The organism is Rhodococcus sp. NPDC047139 (assembly GCF_040643435.1).
Classification (GTDB): Bacteria; Actinomycetota; Actinomycetes; order Mycobacteriales; family Mycobacteriaceae; genus Rhodococcus.
Genome location: NZ_JBEYUH010000006.1, coordinates 67,862 through 88,093, shown reverse-complemented (window position 1 = coordinate 88,093; position 20,232 = coordinate 67,862). Strand labels below are relative to the sequence as shown.

The following is a 20,232-nucleotide window of genomic DNA, read 5'->3' as shown; positions in this document are numbered from 1 at the left end:
TTGGAATTCTAGTTTTAGGAGAATAGCATCATCACAACCGGCCTATGCCGGTCTGCACTCCTTCGCGCCGTGGCCTACGACGGCACGGCCCCACCCCGGACATGGAGCACTCAGATGCGGCAGATCCCTTCCGAACTGGTCGAACGCTACGAGCACGAGGGGTGGTGGACACGCGAGACGATCGGCGACATGCTGGCGGGCGGATTGAAGGCCGCCCCCGACATCGAGTTCCGCATCCATTCCGACGTCCGCCCGTGGTCGGGCACCGTGGGCGAGGTCGAGCACGTCGCGCGCCGCCTCGCCGCCGGTCTGCGTCGCCGGGGTGTGGGCCCTGGAGACGTCGTTGCGTTCCAGTTGCCCAACTGGATGGAGGCCGCCGCGGTGTTCTGGGCATCGTCCTTCCTCGGCGCCACGGTCGTCCCGATCGTGCACTTCTACGGCCGCAAGGAACTCGGCTTCATCCTGCGCGAGTCGGCTCCCAAGGTGTTCGTGTGCGCCGAGAAGTTCGGATACACGGAGTACCAACCGGATCTGTGCGCGGACATCCCCGTGGTGGGCGTGGTCGGGCGCAACTTCGACGACCTCCTCGACGACGACCCCTTCGAGGGAGTGCTACCGGTCGACCCCGCCGGACCGGCACTGCTGGCGTTCACGTCGGGAACCACGAGCGACCCCAAAGGGGTGATACACAGCCACCGCACTCTCGGCTTCGAGACCCGGCAGCTCGTGGCCCGTTACCCGGCCGACCGCGGCAACCAGCTGACCGGCGCGCCCGTCGGGCACTTCATCGGGATGGTCAACGCGTTCCTCATTCCCCTGCTCGACAACAGCCCGATCAATCTGCTCGACGTCTGGAATCCCGCCCGGGCCATCGAACTGATGGAAAGCGATGGACTCGTGATCGGAGGTGGGGCAACCTATTTCATCACCAGCCTGCTCGACCACCCCGACTTCGATCCCGACCGGCACATCCGGTACATGAAGTACGCCGGCCTCGGAGGCTCGACCGTGCCCGCCGCGGTCACACGCCGGCTCGACGATCTGGGCATCACGGTGTTCCGCGCGTACGGCAGCACCGAGCATCCGTCGATCACCAGCTCGCTCGTCACGGACCCGGTCGAGAAGCGACTGTTCACCGACGGAAGCCCTTGCCCCGGCGTGGAGATCCGGATCGCGGACGACGGGGAGATCCTCAGCCGCGGGCCGGATCTGTGCATGGGATACACGAGCGCAGAACTCACTGCCAAGGCCTTCGACGAGGAGGGCTGGTACCACACCGGGGACGTCGCGACCGTCGACGAGGACGGCTTCCTCACCATCACCGACCGCAAGGCCGATTTCATCATCCGTGGCGGAGAGAACATCAGCGCTCTCGAGGTAGAGGAGGTACTCCTGACACTGCCCGCGGTCGCCGAAGCCGCTGTCGTGTCGGCGCCGGACGATCGCCTCGGCGAACACGCAGCGGCGGTTCTACGGCTGCACCCCGATCATGCGATGCCGACGCTCGACGAGATCCGCGCGCACTTCCTCCAGGCCGGCATCGCGAAGCAGAAGTGGCCCGAGGAACTGCATCGCGTCGAAGACTTTCCGCGGACGGCGAGCGGCAAGATCCAGAAGTTCCGGGTCCGTCAGGATATTGCGACCACCAGAAGATGAGAATAGTATTCTCTCAACAGGAGAAGGAGGATTCATGCCCGCGAAAGAATTGCCGTACCCGTTGTTCGATGCGGACAACCACCTGTACGAGACCGAGGAAGCTCTCACCAAGTTCCTTCCGGAGAAGTACAAAGGCGCCATCAAGTACGTGCAGGTCGACGGCCGCACCAAGATCGCGATCCGTGGTCAGATCAGTGAGTACATCCCCAACCCCACCTTCGAGGTCGTCGCACGCCCGGGCGCCATGGAGGACTACTTCAAGAACGGCAACCCCGAGGGCAAGAGCAAGCGGGAGATCTTCGGCAAGCCGATGAAGTCGATCCCGGCGTTCCGCGATCCCGCGGCGCGCCTCGAGCTCATGGACGAGCTCCAGATCGACCGCACCCTGATGTTCCCGACGCTGGCCAGCCTCGTCGAGGAGCGCATGCGCGACAACCCCGAGCTGATCCACGCGGTCGTCCACTCGCTCAATCAGTGGCTGTACGAGACCTGGGGATTCAACTACAAGGACCGCATCTTCACCGTTCCCGTCATCAGCCTCCCCATCGTCGAGAAGGCGATCGAGGAGCTGGAGTGGTGCGTCGAACGCGGCGCGAAGGCCATCCTCGTGCGGCCGGCGCCGGTCCCCGGCTACAAGGGACCGCGCTCGTTCGCCCTCCCCGAGTTCGACCCCTTCTGGAAGCGCGTCGTCGAGCTGGACGTGCTGGTCACCCAGCACTCCTCCGACAGCGGCTACGCCCGCTACAACCAGGAGTGGGACGGTACGGGCGACGAGATGCTCCCGTTCGTCACCAACGCCTTCCGCATGGTCAGCGAGTGGCGTCCCATCCAGGACGCCGTGGCGTCCTGGGTGTGCCACGGTGCTCTCTTCCGCTTCCCCGAACTGCGGATCGCCGTCATCGAGAACGGCGCGTCCTGGCTGCCGCACCTTCTCCAGACTCTCTCCGATGTCTACAAGAAGGCGCCCGAGGGCTTCGGCATGCAGGATCCGGTCGAGGCCATCAAGAAGAGCATCCACGTCAGCCCCTTCTGGGAAGAGGACTTCAGCAAGCTCACCGCCCTCATCGGCGCCGAGCGCGTGCTGTTCGGCTCCGACTACCCGCACCCCGAGGGCCTGGCCGAGCCGACCACCTACATCGAGCACATCCAGCACCTGCCGCTCGAAGATCAGAAGCTGGTCATGGGTGGCAACCTTGCGAGGCTCCTGAAGGTATGAACTGGCGGACCATCCCCGAGATGGTCCTGAGCGCCGGCGACCGCTTCGGTGATGCCGAAGCGGTCGTCGACGGGGACCTCCGGATCTCCTTCACCGATCTCGCCGATCGAATCCGCCGTGCCGCCGGGGCATTCGCCTCGGCGGGGGTCGGCAAGGGCGATCGGGTGGCGATCTGGGCCCCCAACTCCGCTGCGTGGATCGTTGCGGCCTTCGGGGTCCTCACCGCCGGTGGCGTCCTCGTCCCGGTGAACACCCGTTACCGTGAGGACGAGGCAGGCGACATCATCCGCCGCAGCGGAGCCAGGCTCGTCCTCGTCGAGGACCGCTTTCTCAGTCAGGAATACGCAGTACCTTCGGGCATTTCGCGAATCGATCTCCGGTCCGGTTTCCTGGACAGCGGAAGTCCGTTCGCGCGGAGGATCGACGGGTCGGACGTCGCCGACATCATGTACACCTCGGGCACCACCGGGCGCCCCAAGGGCGTGATGATGAATCACCTGCAGACGCTCCGGATGTTCTCCGAATGGTGCGATCTGGCCGACCTGCGGCGCGGCGACCGCTACATGATCGTCAATCCGTTCTTCCACATGTTCGGCTACAAGGCAGGTCTCGTCGCGTCGTTCATCCGCGGTGCCACCGTAATTCCCGTCCCGGTCTTCGAGACGGATATCGTCCTCGAACTGATCGAGCGGGAGAGTGTGACCATGCTGCCCGGTCCACCCACGCTCTACCACTCGCTCCTCGCCGCACAGCAACGCGGAACGCACGACCTGTCGTCGCTGCGTGCCGCGGTAACCGGATCGGCCGACATTCCGGTCGACCTGATCCGGCGTATCCGGAACGAACTCCCCTTCGAGACGATCATGACGGGCTACGGTCTGAGCGAGGCGGGCACCGCGACGGCATCGAGACCCGGCGACACCTTCGAACAGATCGCCACCACCGTCGGAAAACCTTGCGACGGAGTAGAGGTGAGTATCGCTGCCGATGGCGAGGTGCTCATCCGCGGTTACAACGTGATGCAGGGCTACTTCGACGACCCGCAGGCCACCGCCGAAGCTGTCGACTCCGACGGCTGGCTCCACACCGGCGACCTCGGCGAACTCGATCCCGATGGTCACCTCCGTATCATCGGGCGCAAGAAGGACATGTTCGTCGTCGGCGGGTTCAACGCCTATCCCGCCGAGATCGAAGGTTTCCTGCTCGAACATCCGGCCGTCGACCAAGTGGCCGTTGTCGGCATCCCCGACGAGCGACTCGGCCAGGTGGGTAAGGCGTTCGTCGTCTCCGCGGCCCCGATCCCGGCCGAGGACCTGATCGCCTGGAGCCGGACGCGTATGGCCGGATTCAAGGTTCCGCGTGTCGTCGAATTCGTCGACGCGCTGCCGGTGAACGCCACCGGCAAGGTTGTCAAAGAACTTCTCCGCTGAAACACCCCGACAATCGATAGGAGCGCCGTCATGACAGACGAAGCTGCAATGCTCGCTTTCGCAGTGAAGTGGCGGCATTGGAACGGCGGGCCGGACGAGGACATCTTCGTGGCCTTCGGCATCACCCCGGAGGAATACTTCCACCGACTGCGTCGCCTGCTGACCAAGCACCAATGGAACCAGTTCGACCCCCAGATTCTCGCGCAACTCGTGCAGATCTGCGACGAACGGCTCAGCACCGTCGACATCCGTTCCGCAACCGGCCGCGACCGTGCGCGTTACGCGTCGTCGACGCACCCGCTCAGCAAACTCTCCGCCTGATACGGCCCCGAGGAAACTTCGCCGGGTTCGGTTTCACGGTCCGCCCACGTTTCACGGTCCGCCCACCCGGGTAAACGACCGGGCATCGATCCCGATCGAAGGGCACGCCCGTGAAAACCGGTTCCGTAAACCCATCGCCGGATTCCAGTTCTGCGCCCCCTCAGCAGGTCCGACGTGCCATCGGCGCGTCCGCCATGGGCAATTTCACCGAGTGGTTCGACTACGGCGTTTACGCCTACACCGCCACTTACATCGCCGACTCCTTCTTTCCCGGCGACCTCGAATCCGCGACCCTGCTCACCCTGGGTGTCTTCGCGGTCTCGTTCCTGATGCGACCGCTGGGTGGCTTCGTGTGGGGCCCGCTCGGCGACCGTCTGGGCCGCCGGCAGATCCTCGCCCTGACCATCCTGCTGATGGGTGGCTCGACGGTGCTGCTCGGTGCCGTTCCGTCGTACGCATCGATCGGGTTCTGGGCGCCGTTGCTGCTGGTGTTGCTCCGGATGATCCAAGGCTTCTCCACCGGAGGTGAGTACGGCGGTGCGGCCACATTCATGGCGGAGTACTCCCCCGATCGCAAGCGCGGCTTCTACGGCAGTTTCCTCGAATTCGGCACCCTGGGTGGCTTCTCGGCCGGGGCGCTTCTCGTCCTGGCCATCGACCTGGCGTCGACGGACGCGTTCATGGCGACGTGGGGCTGGCGGCTCCCGTTCTTCGTGGCCGGCCCGCTCGCACTCGTCGGCCTCTACCTGCGCACGAAACTCGACGAGTCTCCGGTCTTTCGGGAACTCGAGGAGGAGCACGGCGAAGAGGCCAGTATCGGGGCCGAGTTCAAAGATCTTCTCACCAAGTACTGGAGGCAGATCGTCACGCTGATGGGTCTGGTCATCGCGCTGAACGTGTGCAACTACACCTTGCTCAGCTACATGCCCACCTACCTCGAGAATCGGATCGGCCTGACGAGTACCGCGTCGCTGTTCCTGGTGGTGATCGGCCAGCTTTCGATGATGGCCGTCATCCCGTTCGCGGGCGCGTGGTCGGACCGCATCGGCCGTAAACCCCTGTGGGCGATGTCGCTGGGCGGCCTGTTCGTCCTCGCCATCCCCATGTACATGCTGATGACGATCGGATTCGGGTGGGCGATCATCGGATTCACCGTCCTCGGCCTGCTGTACGTCCTGCAGTTGTCGACCATCTCGGCGACCTTCCCCGCGATGTTCCCCACGCATGTCAGGTTCGCCGGATTCGCGATCGCGTACAACGTGTCGACGTCGCTCTTCGGTGGGACGGCGCCCGCCGTCAACGAGTGGCTGGTGGAGCGCACCGGCAACGATCTCGTGCCGGCCTTCTACATGATGGGGGCGTGCGTGATCGGTCTGGTCTCGCTGTACTTCGTGGCCGAGACCGCGGGTGCGTCGCTGCGCGGACGCGGTATCCCGGGAATCGACACCGAGCCGCACCTCACCGCGTCATCCCGCCGTTGACGAGGCGGGATCCCTCACCGGACCGAACTCGACGCTTCAGACCGGACACTTCCGCTCTCCGTTCGGTCCACGGTGCGGATGGCCATGGTCGCCGCGGCCGCGAGCAGCGCGCTCGCCGCACCGATCAACATCCCCGTCAGGAATCCGCTCTCCGAGGGCACGTCGGTTCCCGCGAAGCCCACACTCATCTGCGCGAGCACCACTCCCGCGACAGCGGCCGACGCCGTTCCACCGACCGAGCGCAACAGGGTGTTGACACTGTTGGCCGACGAGATCCGGTCCTGCGGCACAGCTCCCATGATCAATGTGGGAATGGCCCCGTACGCCAGGCCGATTCCGGCCGCGATGAGGCACGTGATCGCCATCAGGCCCCACGTCGAATCCATCAGGACCACCGACGAGGCGTACGACACGGCCATCATCAGACATCCGACCCACAGTGTGGTGCGGGGCCCACGGATAGTCGTCAGTCCGGCGCCCAACGGTGACACCGCCATCATGAGCAGCCCTGCCGGCGCGCACCACAATCCCATGACCAGCATCGACTGACCCAGGCCGTAGCCGGTTTCTTCGGGCAACATCCGGATCTGGGGAACGAGCAGCGCCTGGAAGTACATCGAGAAGCCGATCAAGGTCGCGACGATGTTGGTCACCAGAACCCGATTCCCGATCGCCACACGGAGATCGACGAGGGGCGCCGCACTCCTCAGTTCCCACTTCCCCCACGCGACGAAGGCGAGCACGGAGACCGCGAACAACACCAGGATCGTCGGACTTCCCCAGCCCCAGTCGCCGCCCTTCGACACCGCCAGCAGCGCGGCCACCAGCGCAAGCGAAAGACCGAGGGCGCCGAAGACGTCGAAACGACCCGCCTTCGCCGGTACAGGCGTGTCGCGCACGAACCATGCGATGAGCACCGCGACCAGCACGCTGAGAATTCCTACTCCCCAGAACAGCATTCGCCAGTTCGTGAACTGGACGACCGCCGCAGCAAGAGGCAGTCCGAGCGCTCCCCCGATGCCGAGCGACGAACTCATCAATGCAATCGCCGACCCGAGGCGCGCGGGCGGCACGAGAGAGCGAAGCGCGCTGATGCCCAGGGGAACGATGCCGAATCCCGCACCCTGCAACGCTCGGCCGACGAGCATCGGAGCCAGCGACGACGACAGTGCACAGACGAACGAGCCGACGATGAGCGGAATCGTGCACACGAGAAGCATCCGCCGCGCGCCGTACATGTCACCGAGGCGGCCCGTGACGGGCGTCGCGACCGCGCCCGAGAGCAGCGTCACCGTGACCACCCACGAGGCATTGGACGGAGTGGTGCCGAGCAACTCCGGCAGTTCACCGAGCAATGGGATGACCAGCGTCGACATCACCGTCGTGACGATGCCTGCGAATACCAGTACCCAGATCGTGCGGCCGGCGAAGCCACCGACTCGATCGCTCACGGGGAAGTCGGCGCTTTCTCATCCGCCCCGACCGTGGCCGACTCGGGGAGATCGCGACCCGTCACGGACGGCAGCGGGAAATGGCACGCCGCGTATTGTCCCGGCCTGACCTCGCGCATCTCCGGTTCTTCCTCCGCGCACCGGTCCTGCGCCATCGGGCAGCGAGTGCGGAACCGGCACCCCGTGGGAGGAGCGAGCGGTGACGGCACGTCCCCGGCCAGGGGTGGTCCGGCGAAGCCCTTCTCCGGATCGGTCAGGGGCACCGAGTCGAGCAGCGCCCGGGTGTAGGGATGCGCCGGATCGTCGTACATCTCGATGGAGTCGCCGAACTCGCAGACCTTGCCGAGGTACATGACCATGACCTTGTCGCTGACCGTGCGCACCACGCCGAGGTCGTGCGCGATGAACACCACCGTGAGATCGAACTCCGCTTTCAGTTCCTCGATCAGATTGAGGATCTGGGCCTGTACCGACACGTCGAGCGCCGAGACGGGCTCGTCGCAGATGAGCAGTCGGGGATTCAGGGCGAGTGCCCGCGCGATCGCGACGCGCTGTGCCTGGCCTCCGGACAGCTGGCGCGGGAGCATGCCGGCGAATCTGTCGCCGGACAGACCGACCTGCTCGAGAACAGAGACCGACGTCGCCTCGCATTCCTTCGCGGGAGTCTTCGCCACCGTCAGGCCTTCGACCACGATCTCTGCGACCGAGCGGCGCGGATTGAGCGACGCGACCGGATCCTGGAAGATCATCTGCATGTCGCGCCGAAGCGAGCGCATATGTTTTTCGCTCGCCTGCTCGATCCATTCGTCACCGAACCGGATGCGGCCGGAGGTGATGCGATCCAGACGCAGCACCGCACGACCGGTGGTCGACTTTCCGCACCCGGATTCGCCTACGATGCCCAGGGTTTCGCCGGGAAGTATGTCGAAGCTGATCTGCGAGACCGCCTGGACCGTCCCGTTGTCGGTGGGATACTCGACCACCAGATCCTGCACGCTGAGCAGAGCTTCGTCACCGCGTAGATGAGCGGCACCACTACCGGCCATGGGTTTCACCTCCGGACACTGCCCCGACCGGAACGGCAACGGGGTTCAGACACGCAACGTGATGATCTGCGCCCACGGACTCGAGCAGGGGCGGGGTGGTGCGGCATTCTTCCGACGCGTGGGTGCATCGCGGCGCGAACCGGCACCCCTCGGGTGGTGCCGTCGGGTCGGGCAGTGAACCTCCGATCACGCGTAACGGGGCGTGCCGCACGTGATCGATCGTCGGGGTCGCACCGAGCAGGGCATGGGTGTACCGGTGCATCGGATTCTCGAAGACCTCACGGGTGGATCCGACCTCCGCCAGCCGGCCCGCGTACATGACCGAGACCCTGTCGGTGCGGCCCGCCACCACCGCGAGGTCGTGGCTGATGAGCATCATCGACATTCCGCGGTCGCGCTGGACACGCCGCAACAGATCCAGGATCTGCCGTTGGATCGTCACGTCCAGTGCAGTCGTCGGTTCGTCGGCGATGAGCAGGTCGGGTTCGCAGGCCAGAGCGATCGCGATCATTACGCGCTGGCGCATGCCGCCGGACATCTCATGGGGATAGTTCCGCAATCGGCGTTCCGGGTCGGGCACCCCGACCTCCTCGAGGAGCTTCAACGCCCGGGAGTGCGCCTCGGACCGGCTCACCCCGAGGTGACGCCTCATGCCCTCCGTGAGTTGACGTTCCACACGCACCACCGGGTTCAGAGATCGTCCCGGATCCTGGAAGACCATGGCGATCTGCTTGCCCCAGATCTCGAGCTTTTCTTTCTTGTTCAGAGCCAGCAGATCCCGGCCCTGAAAGGTCACCGATCCGGATCGACCGGAGCGCGGTGGCATGAGTCCCATGATCGCCCGGGCCATCACCGACTTCCCGGAGCCCGACTCGCCGACGATACCCAGCGCCTGTCCGGAGTCCAGGTCGAACGACACGTCGTCCACGGCGCGGACGGTGCCTCGCGGAGTGCCGATGTAGGCACGGAGATTTCTCACTTCGAGAATCGGCTGAGTAGTCACGGCGAGCCGGCCCCTTCCGTCGTGTCGGCTAGTTGCTGATCCAGAATTCGGCCGGCATCGGCGATCCGAGGGTGTACAACTGCACGCCCTGCAGATCCTTCGAATAGGCGACCGCAGGAGTGGCCCGGACGTACCAGAGACCCACCACCTGATCGGCGAGGCGCTGCTGGACGACGTCGTACGCTTCCTTGCGTTCCTCGACGGTCGCGCCGAACCTGCCGCGCTCGAGCGCTGCGTCGATTTCGGGATCATTGATCCCGGTGAAGTTGCCCGTCGAAGCAGAGTTGAACGCGATCGAGAGCGGGAAGTCGGGGTCCTGGGTGATCGCCGAGGAGATGATCATGTCGAAGTCGCGCGCACCCGCCCGCGCCGTGAGTGTCGGATAGTCGAGCACCTCAACTTTCATGTCCACGTTCTGGAAGGCAGCGAGCTGTGCCTGAATCGCTTCGCCGAGCGAGCGCGCCTCCGCAGTCGGGTAGGCCAGGTAGGTGAACGAGACCGGCTTGCCTTCGGCAGCGAGTTCGTCGAACAGCTTCTGTGCTTCCTCGGTATTCGTCTCGGACAGCGGGATGTCGGCGTAGTACGGCGAATCCTCGGGGAAGAACGTGCGGGGCACCTCGCCCAGACCGTTGTACACCACGGTGTTCACAGCATCGAGGTCCACCGCGAGAGACACCGCTCGGCGCGCCCGCTCGTCGTCGAAGGGCGCCCTGCGGAAGTTCATCGCGGCGAACTGTCCACCGCCGGTCGATGTCACCGATGTGGCAAGACCCGCCGACTCCGCACGCTCGAGGCTCGTCCAGCTCGACTCCATGGACAGGTCTGCGGCACCGGTCGTGGCTGCATTCAATCGCTGGTTGTAGTCGGCCACCGTCCGGATCGTGAGTCCGTCGAGGTAGGGCTTCGGTGCGTCCCAATAGGACTCGTTCTTCTCCAGCTCGATCGAGTCCTGACGGGTCCAGTTGACCAGGGTGAACGGCCCCGCGCCGACCGGGTTCTCGTCGAACGCCTGCTGCCCCTGTTCCAGAGCGGCCGGTGACGCGATCCAGTTCAGTGCACCCGCGACGATGGCCTGGGCGAACTGCGGGTTGGGCTCGACCATCGTCACGCGCAACGTGACAGGGTCGACGACCTCGGTGGACTCGATCTGAACGGCCTGCCGAATGGTCGTCGAGGCGAGTGCCGGATCCTTGAGGCGGTCCCAGTTGAACTTCACCGCCGCGGCGTCGAGCGGTGTCCCATCGCTGAACTTCAGATCGGGACGGAGTGCGAGGGTGAAGGTCTTCCCCCCGTCATCGGTCGAGAAATCCGTTGCCATACGGTATCCGACGTCGAACGAGTCGTTGTCGGTGATGATCAACTCGCCGTAGAGAGCGTTGCCCAGGACGGGCTGATGAGCCCAGGTGTTGGACAGCGCCGCAGGGTCGAGGGAACGTGGTTCACCGGCCTGGAGGATGGTGGCGGAGCCACCGGCGACCGGATCACCGACCACCGCTGCATCCTGACCGGACGCGGTGTCGGCACCACCCGAGCCACATGCTCCCAGCACGAGCACCGCGGAGCAGGCGACCGCAGCGGCCGCGAACAGTCTTCTACGTCGAATCATTGTCGACCTTTCGTCGGAGATTGCGGTACAACCGGTCTCGGTACACATCAGTCGTGCAGCGTGCGGTCGTACTTGGTGCGAAGGTGGTCACCGACCTGGTTGAGGGCGAAGACCGTGAAGAAGATGACCAGTGCGGGTACGAACACCAGGTGCGGGGACGTCGCGATCGCATCCTTGCCGTCGTTGATCATTCCGCCCCAACTCGGCTGCGGCGGAGGGATACCCAAGCCCAGGAAACTCAACGATCCCTCGGCGACGATCAATGCCGCGATCACGATGGGCATGTAGGACGCAAGCGGGGCAAGGACGTTCGGCATGATTTCGCGGAACAGGATTCGACCGTCGCCGGCACCCATGTTCTTTGCAGCCCTGACGAATTCCCGCGAAGACCACGCCAGCGTATTCGCTCGCGCGAGCCGGACGAACGACGGAATCGCCAGCAGGCCGAGGCCCAACAGGATGGTCCCGACACTCGGTGTGAGGATCGAGGCGAGCGCCAGCAGCAGGATGAGCGGCGGGAAGGCGAGCATCGCGTCGGCCAGGAGCGAGATGACGGCGTCGACACGCTTGCCGAAATAGCCGGCGATCATGCCGAAGCACGATCCGATCAGGAAACCCACCAGGCCGGCGACGGCGCCGATGACAAGCGACACCTGCGCACCGTGGACGATCCGGGAAAGCAGCGATCTACCCAGGGTGTCGGTCCCCAGAATGGTGTCGAGCGAGCCGAAGCTCGGTGGCGTCCGCGGCGGGCCGATCGGGACGTTGTACGGAGCGAGCGGCAGGAAGCCGGCGGTGATCGCAGCCCCGATGATGATCACCAGCCACGCGATCGACAGGTAGACCAGCACCGAGCGGGCCTTCCGGGCGACGGGCACCTTCGGCAGGTTCGACGCCGCCGGGTCGCTCGACCGCGCGGTGTCCTTCTTGTCGAGCGCGACCTGCGTCATGCTCCGACCACCTTCCTGACCCGGGGGTCGATCACTTGGTAGCTGAGGTCGACGAGCGTGTTGACCGCTACGTAGACGACCGCGATGAAGACGACGACTCCCTGCACCATGATCACGTCACGAGATGTGATGGACGAGGCGACGAGCTGACCGAGGCCAGGTAGCCCGAAAAGGGTTTCGACGATCACCGTGCCTCCGATGAGCCGTCCGAGGTTGATACCTGCGACCGTGATGAGAGAGAAGGACGAAGGGCGCAGGGCGTGCCGGAACATGACGTATCCCGAGGGCATTCCCTTCGCGCGGGCAGCGGCGATGAAATCCTCGCGCAGAGTGCCGATGAGGTCGGTACGGAGCAGGCGGTGGAACGCCGCGATCTCGGTCAGTGCAATGGCGAGCGCCGGAAGCAGCGCGCTGCGCAGGTTGTCCCCGAGGCCCTCACTGATCCGGGACCAGCCCATCACCGGGAAGATCTGGAGCTGGATAGCGAGGAAGTAGATCAGGACAGGGCCGGCGATGAACGCCGGCACCGAGAGGAATACGGCCGACAGGGCATTCATGCCGCGGTCCACGGCACTTCCCGGACGGGACGCGGAGATCACGCCCATGATCAGCGCGATCAGCAGGGCCATCAGCAGCCCCATCGTGGCGAGCTGCAACGTGACGGGCAGCCGCTCTCCGATGGCTTCGCTGACCGATTGACCTGTCAGCGGCGATGTTCCGAGATCGCCGCGCACGGCATCGGACAGCCAGCCGAAGTACTGGCTCCAGAACGGCGCGTCGAGGCCGAGCTTGGCGTTCATTGCCGCGACCGCTTCGGGCGTGGCGTTCTCCCCCAGAATGACCTGCGCGACCGATCCGGGGGCGAGACTGAGCAGACCGACGACCGCGATGGTCACCAACAGGACCACCAGCAGGCTGCGGCCCACCTTCTTCGAAATCGTGAGAAACATCCGACTCAACTTTCGTCGTACTACCGAGGCCGTGACTCACGGCGACGAAGAACACGAGCAGAGTGCACTACCTGTGATGCCCCACACATTAGAGCCTGCATGTGGCTGCGGCAATACGGATTGCAGAAAACAGAAATCAAATTACTAAGAATACAGAACGGCAATCTTGCAGTGCTGCAGGATATTTGGATGCAGTACTGCAGATTGTTCGAAAGAACCCCGGAACCGGACCCCGAGAAGGCGAAAACCCGCACGTCGCGTGGACGCACGGGTTCTCGTGGTATTCGGCTCAGGCGCCAGGGCCCTCCAGGATCGTGACGGCGGCGACAGCCGTGGGCCCTCCCACATTGTGGGCGAGGCCCGTCCGCGCACCGTCGACCTGATTGGCCGCATGTCCGCGGAGTTGTTCGAACAGTTCGACGCACTGAGCGACGCCGGTCGCGCCGGGCGGGTGTCCCTTCGTGTTGAGACCACCACTGGGATTGACCGGCAACGTTCCTCCTACCTCGGTGACACCCGCCTCCAGTAGTTTGAAACCCTCGAAGCGTTCGGCGAAGCCGAGATCTTCGTACGAGATGATCTCGATACCGGTGAAGTAGTCGTGGATCTCGGCGACGTCTATATCGGCCGGCGCCATTCCTGCGATGCCGAACGCCTGCCGCGCCGCCCGGCGGGTCGCGGCGAACGAGGTGAGATCGCTCTTGTGCTGATGCATCACGGCGTCGAATCCCACGCCGGTACCGCGGATCCACACTGGTCGGTCGGTGTAGCGATCGACGACGTCGTCCGCCACCAGAATCAGCGCAGCCGCGCCGTCGCTCTGCGGCGCGCAGTCGTAGATACCGAAGGGGGTCACCACGGTGTCGGCTGCGAGGACCTGCTCCACCGTCAGTTCGAATCGGCGACATGCCTTGGGATTGTTCGATGCATTGCGGTGGTTCTTCACCGCCACCATCGCCATGTGCTCACGGGTGGCCGGTGACTCGTACAGGTAGCGCCGCATGTGCAGGGCGAAGCCGGCCTGCGCGAGCCCGAGGGGGAAATCCCACGCCATGTCTCGCGTCATGGATTCCCACTCCCAGAGCATCCCCTTCGATGCCGTCTCCCGGAGCTTGTCGGCTCCCACGACGAGCGCGACGTCGCAAGCACCTGAGGCGATTCCGTAGACGGCGTTGCGGATCGCGTCGTGTCCTGTGGCGCAAGAGTTCTCGACCCGCGTGACCGGGATGTCGTGCAAGCCCAGAGTGTCGGCGAGGATCCCGGACGGGAACCCGTCCGTCGTTCCCATCGACCCGAACCATGCAGCGTCGATGTCCGACTTCCCGACACCCTTGTCCACGCTCGCGGCACACTCCGAGTACGCCATCGGAAGCAGATCCCTGATGCCGAGAGCGAAGTGCTCGGCGAAGGGGGTCATTCCTGCACCGACGATCGCGACCTTTCTCATGCGGCCTCCTCCTCGTCCACGGATCCCGGATCGGGTTCGAATGCGTACCCGTAGTCGGGGACACCAGAGCGCACGGCGACGCGCCGGAGCACCAGGCGTCCCCGGTCACCGATGTCGACGCTGCCGGCCACGGCACCGGTGACCCGCACCAGCGCACGCACATTCACACCGTCGAGATCGACGACGACGAGTGAATACGGTGTCCGCAGGCCCGGAACGGGGACGTGAACGGTCACCTCGGTGTATACCGTTCCGGTACGCGGTAATTCGACGAAGGTGTAATCGGTCCGGAGCGAGCCGTCCTCACCGACACGGTACCGGGGAGGAAAGTCGACCTGATCGCTGTCGAGGAAGCGACCGCCCTCCCAGCGCACCTTGGCTTCGAATGCCCGCTCGTAGGCTGCCAGGGAGATCGGGATCTCGCCGGGCATCGTCCGGGCCGAATCCGGCACGGGCCGAGCGTGTTTCTCCTGTCTTCGGACTTCGGCCACCCCACCCACGACAGTGATACCGGACAGGCTGGCCTGTTCGATGCCCACGAGCGGCCCGGTGATCCCCGCCTCCGCCATGGCCGCCAGAGCGAAAAGCGCCGAACTCGCCCCGGTCGTCGGCAGTTCCGTGCTCTGCGTGGCAGCGAGTGCGGCTGCCTGGGCCGCGGGAACGCCTGCCACGACGGCCGGGGTGTCCACCCAGGCCGTCGCGAGCGAGGCGAGATAACCACGCTTCCGGAGCAACCTCGGGTCCCCGTAGTCGTGGATGTCGCCGGAATCGTTCCGCGTGCGGACCGGGAGGCTGCGGGACACCCGCGCGGCGGTGCGCACCTGGAGTCCGTGATCGGAGGTGAGCGCCGCTGCCGCACCGGCGGTGTTCAGGTCGACCCCGATGACCAGGGTGCGCGGCCGTGCCGACCCGAGGGCGTCGAGTGTGGCGGGGGCTCCGCCGAGACGCTCGACGACCTCGAGTTCCGGATCGAGCCCGAGACCGGCGAGCAGAACCGCCGCGTTGCTGCTCTCCGTCAAGGGCAGGTCCCGGCCGACGAGTACGACGTACTCGACCGACCCTCCGCCTTCCAGTGCAGCTCTGCCCGCCTCGACGGCGAGGGTGACGGCATCCTCGTCGTCACCTGCGATTCTGGCGTTCGGAGCGCCCCAGCACGGCAGATACGTTCCGATCGATGCGATATATGGCATAAGCCCTCCCTGGACCGGGTGCGGCCCGACCGGCCGACTCTCGAAACACTGCCTAGGTGACTGCACCCGCTGTCTTGAGTTCGATGATGCGCTCCCAATCCAGTCCGATTTCCTGCAGGATCTCCTCGGTCTGGGCTGCGAACTCCGGTGCCGGACCGGTGTTCGGCGGAGTCACGTCGAACTGCACCGGATTGGCGGCGAGTTCGAGTTCGCCTGCCTTGATCAGGTATTCGTTGTCGCGGACCTGTGGATCGCTCACCACCTGCAGCGAGTCCTGGATCGGCGCCCACGGCCCGGCGAGCGTGCCGAACCGCTTGGTCCATTCGGCGAGTGAGCGGCTGCCGATGACCTCGCGGAGTATCTCGACAGCGTCCGCCGTATTCGCGGCGATCGACGCGGCGTCGGCGAAGCGCGGATCGTCGATCAGGTCGGGCCGCTCGATGTGCTTGCACACGTCGGCCCAGAAACGTGCCGGCTGCAACATGACGAACGAGACGAAGCGTCCGTCCGCCGTGCGGTACACGCCCGACAGCGGATTGGTCGGGGCACCATGGCCACCGGGCTTCGGAGCCTCCAGGTGCTGCCCGAGATGTGCGGACAGCGCGATGGTGTGGCCCATAGCCCACACGCCACTGCTGAGCAGCGAGACGTCCACCACCGAGGGCTCACCGGTCCGTTCGCGCTTGAACAGCGCTGCTGCGATACCCCCGGCGAGATTCGTACCGGAGATCGTGTCGCCGAAGGCCGGTCCGGGAGGGGCGATCATCCCTTCGACCCCGGGCGGAGTGAGCGTGGCGGCAACACCGGCGCGCGCCCAGAATGCCGTCATGTCGTATCCGCCCTTGCCGGATTCGACACCCCGCGGACCGAGGGCGCTGCCGCGTGCGTAGACGATCTTCGGGTTGACCGCACGGATGTCGTCGACGTCGATCTGCAGCTTCGTGCGCACCTTGGGCAGGAAGCTGGTGAGGAAGACGTCGGCGCCGCGAGCGAGTTCGAGCAGCACCTCGCGACCCTCGGGGATCGAGATATCCAGACCCAGGCTGCGCTTGCCCCGATTGGCGTGCTCCACATTGGGATTGGGATCGCCCTCGACACGCAACGTTCCTGTCTGCCGCAGGCCGCGCTGCGGGTCACCGGTCACCGCATGTTCGATCTTGATGACATCGGCGCCCCACTCGGCGAGCACTGCACCCGCCGAGGGAACGAATCCGTACATCGCGACCTCGACGACGCGGACACCTTCGAGAGGCCTCACGAGGTCACCACCTTCGAGAATGCCTTGAGCTGCTGGAACTCTTCGAGGCCGGCCCTGCCCATCTCGCGGCCGATTCCGGACTGCTTGTAGCCACCGAACGGAACGTCGGGGCTGAAGTAGTTGCCGCCGTTGACCGAGAAGGTGCCGGTGCGGATACGACGGCCGATCGCGATGCCACGCTCCTCGTCGGCGGTGAGAACTCCGCCCGACAGTCCGTACTTGGAGTTGTTGGCGATGCGCACGGCATCGTCGTCGTCGTCGAACGGAATCACGGCGAGGACCGGACCGAATACCTCTTCCTGCGCGATCTCGCTGTCAGGATCGACGTTGGCGAGCAGGGTGGGCTTGTAGAACCAGCCCGGGTCGACCTTCTCGCCTCCGGTCGCGAGGGTGGCGCCGTCGGCAACGGCGCGTTCGACCATGGCGTGGATCTTGTCGCGCTGCTTCTCGCTGATGACCGGACCCATGTACATCTTCGGGTTCGACGGATCACCGAAAGGTACGTTCTGCATCATCGCCGCGACCAGCGCGACGATCTCGTCGTGCTTGTCGCGGGGGACGAGCAGACGCGTGGTCAGCGCGCATCCCTGCCCGGCGTGCGAGCAGATGCTGAATGCGGCGAATTGAGCGGCGGTGGAGAAGTCGGCGTCGTCGAGGACGATGAGGGCCGACTTGCCGCCGAGCTCGAGGAAGACCTTCTTGAGCGAGTCCGCTGCCGCGGCCATGATCTTCTTGCCCACGGGTGTGGACCCGGTGAAGGTGACCACGTCGACGTCGGGATGGGTCGTCATGAGTTCCCCGGGAGCGACCTGTGACGACGAGATGATGTTGACGACGCCGGCGGGGATGTCGGTGTGCTCGGCGATCACCTCGGCCAGGGCCTGCGTCACGAGCGGGGTGTCGGGCGCACCCTTGAGCACGATCGTGCAGCCGGCGGCGAGAGCGGCCGGCAGCTTGGCCATCGCCAGCTGCGTCGGGTAGTTGTAGGCGACGATCGCGGCGACCACGCCGGCCGCTTCCTTCTCCACCCAGCGGCGGTGGGGCTGCCCCCGGAACTCGACGTCGCCGAGGTCCTCCGTGAATTCGGTCTTGCGCAGCAGATCCGCGTAGTACTTCACGATCTCGATCGGGGCGTCGAGCTGGTTGCCGTAGGTGAGAATCCGCGGCGCACCCACCTCCGCAATGGTCAGCTCGCGGAGCTCCTCGATGTTGTCGCGCAGGGCCTGGTAGAGCTGGTCGAGGCACTTGGCCCGGAACTCGACGTTCGTGGACCAGTCGGTCGTGTCGAAGGCGCGTCGCGCTGCGCGGATCGCGGCCTCCGCTTCCTCGATACCGGCGTCGGGGGCGTGACCGACCACCTCTCCCGTGGCCGGGTTGTAGGAGGCGAAACTGCGCTCGGCCGTGACCAGCTGCCCGTCGATGAGCAGGCGTTTCGTCACGTCACCGGTGCCCGCACCATCGGCTACAGCGGTCGCCCCGTTCTCCTGCACTGACATCCCATCTCCTAGCCTCGTGTGGAAATATCATTCTCATATCAGAGAATTTCTCTGTACGACTTACGAGAACTTTAGCAAGTAGCACTCCGCCGGGATAGCCCCATCAGTGATCCGCACCACTGCATCGAGGCGCGACTAGACGAAATCTCCGGGTCTTGCGACGCACATTCGCCCGAGAGTATGGTTCTCGCAACCGGAAGGGAGATTCTTGTGATCAGCACTACAGCGCTGAGCCCCACACTCGGAGTAGAAGTCACCGGCGTCGACAGCCTCGACGACGATCGGGTCGTCGCCCAGTTGCTCGAAGCACTCAAATGGCGCGGCGTACTTCTAGTTCGCGGTATCGGACTCGACGACGAGGCTCAGCTGGCCTTCAGCCGCCATCTCGGCAAGGTCGTCATGCCGGCCCCGGGACAGGAGATCTTCACGGTCTCGCTGGATCCCGCGAAGACACCGTCGGCGGAGTACCTCAAGGGAACGTTCCACTGGCACATCGACGACACCACCAACGAGGTACCGGCGAAGGCCACCACCCTCACGGCCCGGCACGTCGCAATGGTCGGCGGCGGAACGGAATTCGCCAGTACCTACGCCGCCTACGAGAATCTTCCCGAGCACGAGAAGAAGCGGTACGAAGGATTGCGCGTCGTCCACAGTTTCGAAGCCGCGCAGCGCCTCGTCTATCCCGACCCGACCGAAGAGCAGGTAGCACGCTGGCGTGCGCTCCCTCCGCGCGAATCTTCCCTGGTCTGGGAGCGTCGCGACGGACGGCGCTCCCTGGTCATCGGCGCCACGGCCGATCACATCGTCGGTATGCGCCCCGAGGAGAGCCGCGAGCTTCTCGACGAACTTCTCGCGTGGACCACGCAGGAGCGGTTCTGCTATTCGCACGAGTGGGCCGTCGGCGACCTCGTGGTCTGGGACAACACGGGCATGCTGCACCGTGCGCTGCCGTACGACCCCTCGTCGGAACGACTCATGCGCCGCACCACGATCGTGGGTGACGAGCCGTGGCAGTGAAGACAGCAGTAGTCACCGGAGGCAGTTCCGGTATCGGCAAGGCCATCGCCGAACGTCTGCGTAAGGACGGACACCAGGTCGCTGTGCTCGATCTCAATCCTTCCGGCGAGGAGCTCGAGTACAAGGTCGACGTGTCCGACCGCGCACAGGTGGACGACGCCTTCGCACAGATCCGCGAGCAGCTCGGCCCCGTGACGATTCTCGTCAACGGTGCAGGTCTCGAGCTCTACAAGCGCTTCCACAACATCGACTACGCGACCTGGCAGAAGGTCGTCGACGTGAATCTCGGTGGTGTCTTCCACTGCGTGCAGGCTGCGCTGCCCGACATGATGGAGGCCGGCTGGGGGCGCATCGTCAACATCTCGTCGTCGAGTGCCCAGTCCGGACAACAGTTCATGACCGCCTATGTCTCCTCCAAGGCCGGCGTCAACGGGCTCACCAAATCTCTTGCACTCGAATACGGCCCGTCCGGCATCACGGTCAACGCCGTTCCCCCGGGCTTCGTCGAAACCCCCATGCTGCACCGCTCCGCCGACAAAGGACTCCTCGGCGGAACCATCGACGAGCACATCCAGCGCACACCGGTCCGCCGAGTCGGACAGCCCGAAGATATCGCCGCCGCATGTTCCTTCCTGATCTCGGAAGAAGCCGGATACATCACCGGCCAGATCCTCGGGGTCAACGGCGGGCGTAACACCTGAACATCCCATC

At 65.1% G+C, this 20,232-nt stretch carries 17 protein-coding genes; 7 read left to right on the top strand and 10 right to left on the bottom strand.

Translation table 11 applies throughout. The features are described 5' to 3' along the window. Window positions 1-114: 114 nt before the first annotated feature. The 5 genes from ABZ789_RS09530 (at window position 115) to ABZ789_RS09510 (ending at window position 6,104) form a co-directional block, all read left to right on the top strand. Window positions 115-1,656 carry an AMP-binding protein gene (locus ABZ789_RS09530; protein WP_358422433.1) on the top strand — a complete coding sequence of 514 codons (1,542 nt, stop codon included), beginning with the start codon at window positions 115-117 and terminating at the stop codon, window positions 1,654-1,656. Window positions 1,657-1,690: 34 nt separating this feature from the next. Continuing rightward, a complete protein-coding gene (locus tag ABZ789_RS09525; RefSeq protein ID WP_358422430.1) occupies window positions 1,691-2,872 on the top strand; it encodes an amidohydrolase family protein in 1,182 nt (393 codons plus the stop codon). Beyond that, complete coding sequence (locus ABZ789_RS09520; protein WP_358422427.1) at window positions 2,869-4,302, top strand: FadD3 family acyl-CoA ligase; 1,434 nt, start codon at window positions 2,869-2,871, stop codon at window positions 4,300-4,302. The genes ABZ789_RS09525 and ABZ789_RS09520 overlap by 4 nt, the downstream gene beginning before the upstream one ends. Before the next feature lie 30 nt (window positions 4,303-4,332). Continuing rightward, on the top strand, window positions 4,333-4,623 hold the full coding sequence (locus tag ABZ789_RS09515; RefSeq protein WP_358422424.1) for a DUF3263 domain-containing protein: 291 nt from the start codon (window positions 4,333-4,335) through the stop codon (window positions 4,621-4,623). A gap of 194 nt (window positions 4,624-4,817) precedes the next feature. Beyond that, window positions 4,818-6,104 carry an MFS transporter gene (locus tag ABZ789_RS09510; RefSeq protein WP_358422421.1) on the top strand — a complete coding sequence of 429 codons (1,287 nt, stop codon included), beginning with the start codon at window positions 4,818-4,820 and terminating at the stop codon, window positions 6,102-6,104. A gap of 14 nt (window positions 6,105-6,118) precedes the next feature. On the opposite strand, the gene ABZ789_RS09505 is transcribed toward ABZ789_RS09510, so the two are convergent. The 10 genes from ABZ789_RS09505 to ABZ789_RS09460 all read right to left on the bottom strand — a co-directional run bounded on the left by ABZ789_RS09505 (window position 6,119) and on the right by ABZ789_RS09460 (window position 18,501). Further along, window positions 6,119-7,555 (bottom strand): MFS transporter, encoded by a 1,437-nt coding sequence (locus ABZ789_RS09505; protein WP_358422418.1) that lies wholly within the window; start codon window positions 7,553-7,555, stop codon window positions 6,119-6,121. Beyond that, window positions 7,552-8,601, bottom strand: coding sequence for an ABC transporter ATP-binding protein (locus tag ABZ789_RS09500; RefSeq protein ID WP_358422415.1), 1,050 nt, complete (start codon window positions 8,599-8,601; stop codon window positions 7,552-7,554). The genes ABZ789_RS09505 and ABZ789_RS09500 overlap by 4 nt, the downstream gene beginning before the upstream one ends. Continuing rightward, the gene (locus ABZ789_RS09495) at window positions 8,591-9,604 is read right to left on the bottom strand and encodes an ABC transporter ATP-binding protein (RefSeq protein ID WP_358422413.1); all 1,014 of its coding nucleotides are present in this window, start codon (window positions 9,602-9,604) and stop codon (window positions 8,591-8,593) included. The genes ABZ789_RS09500 and ABZ789_RS09495 overlap by 11 nt, the downstream gene beginning before the upstream one ends. Before the next feature lie 28 nt (window positions 9,605-9,632). Then, window positions 9,633-11,210, bottom strand: a complete 1,578-nt coding sequence (locus tag ABZ789_RS09490) for an ABC transporter substrate-binding protein (protein WP_358422410.1) — start codon at window positions 11,208-11,210, stop codon at window positions 9,633-9,635. 47 nt (window positions 11,211-11,257) lie between these two features. Beyond that, window positions 11,258-12,160, bottom strand: a complete 903-nt coding sequence (locus tag ABZ789_RS09485) for an ABC transporter permease (RefSeq protein WP_358422407.1) — start codon at window positions 12,158-12,160, stop codon at window positions 11,258-11,260. Then, window positions 12,157-13,110 carry an ABC transporter permease gene (locus ABZ789_RS09480; protein WP_358422404.1) on the bottom strand — a complete coding sequence of 318 codons (954 nt, stop codon included), beginning with the start codon at window positions 13,108-13,110 and terminating at the stop codon, window positions 12,157-12,159. The genes ABZ789_RS09485 and ABZ789_RS09480 overlap by 4 nt, the downstream gene beginning before the upstream one ends. A 289-nt stretch (window positions 13,111-13,399) precedes the next feature. Further along, window positions 13,400-14,557: a thiolase family protein gene (locus ABZ789_RS09475; RefSeq protein ID WP_358422401.1), complete on the bottom strand. Its 1,158-nt coding sequence runs from the start codon at window positions 14,555-14,557 to the stop codon at window positions 13,400-13,402. Then, window positions 14,554-15,747, bottom strand: a complete 1,194-nt coding sequence (locus ABZ789_RS09470) for an OB-fold domain-containing protein (RefSeq protein ID WP_358422398.1) — start codon at window positions 15,745-15,747, stop codon at window positions 14,554-14,556. Before ABZ789_RS09470 ends, ABZ789_RS09475 begins: the two co-directional genes overlap by 4 nt. 52 nt (window positions 15,748-15,799) lie before the next feature. Next, entirely contained in the window at window positions 15,800-17,005 is a 1,206-nt protein-coding gene (locus ABZ789_RS09465) for a CoA transferase (protein WP_358422395.1), read from the bottom strand. Continuing rightward, complete coding sequence (locus ABZ789_RS09460; protein WP_358422392.1) at window positions 17,002-18,501, bottom strand: aldehyde dehydrogenase family protein; 1,500 nt, start codon at window positions 18,499-18,501, stop codon at window positions 17,002-17,004. The genes ABZ789_RS09465 and ABZ789_RS09460 overlap by 4 nt, the downstream gene beginning before the upstream one ends. 210 nt (window positions 18,502-18,711) lie before the next feature. Here ABZ789_RS09460 and ABZ789_RS09455 point away from each other — a divergent pair, with 210 nt between their 5' ends. Together ABZ789_RS09455 and ABZ789_RS09450 are read left to right on the top strand one after the other, a co-directional pair. Next, window positions 18,712-19,521, top strand: a complete 810-nt coding sequence (locus tag ABZ789_RS09455) for a TauD/TfdA family dioxygenase (protein ID WP_358422389.1) — start codon at window positions 18,712-18,714, stop codon at window positions 19,519-19,521. Next, on the top strand, window positions 19,518-20,222 hold the full coding sequence (locus ABZ789_RS09450; RefSeq protein ID WP_358423118.1) for an SDR family NAD(P)-dependent oxidoreductase: 705 nt from the start codon (window positions 19,518-19,520) through the stop codon (window positions 20,220-20,222). Before ABZ789_RS09455 ends, ABZ789_RS09450 begins: the two co-directional genes overlap by 4 nt. Window positions 20,223-20,232: the final 10 nt, after the last annotated feature.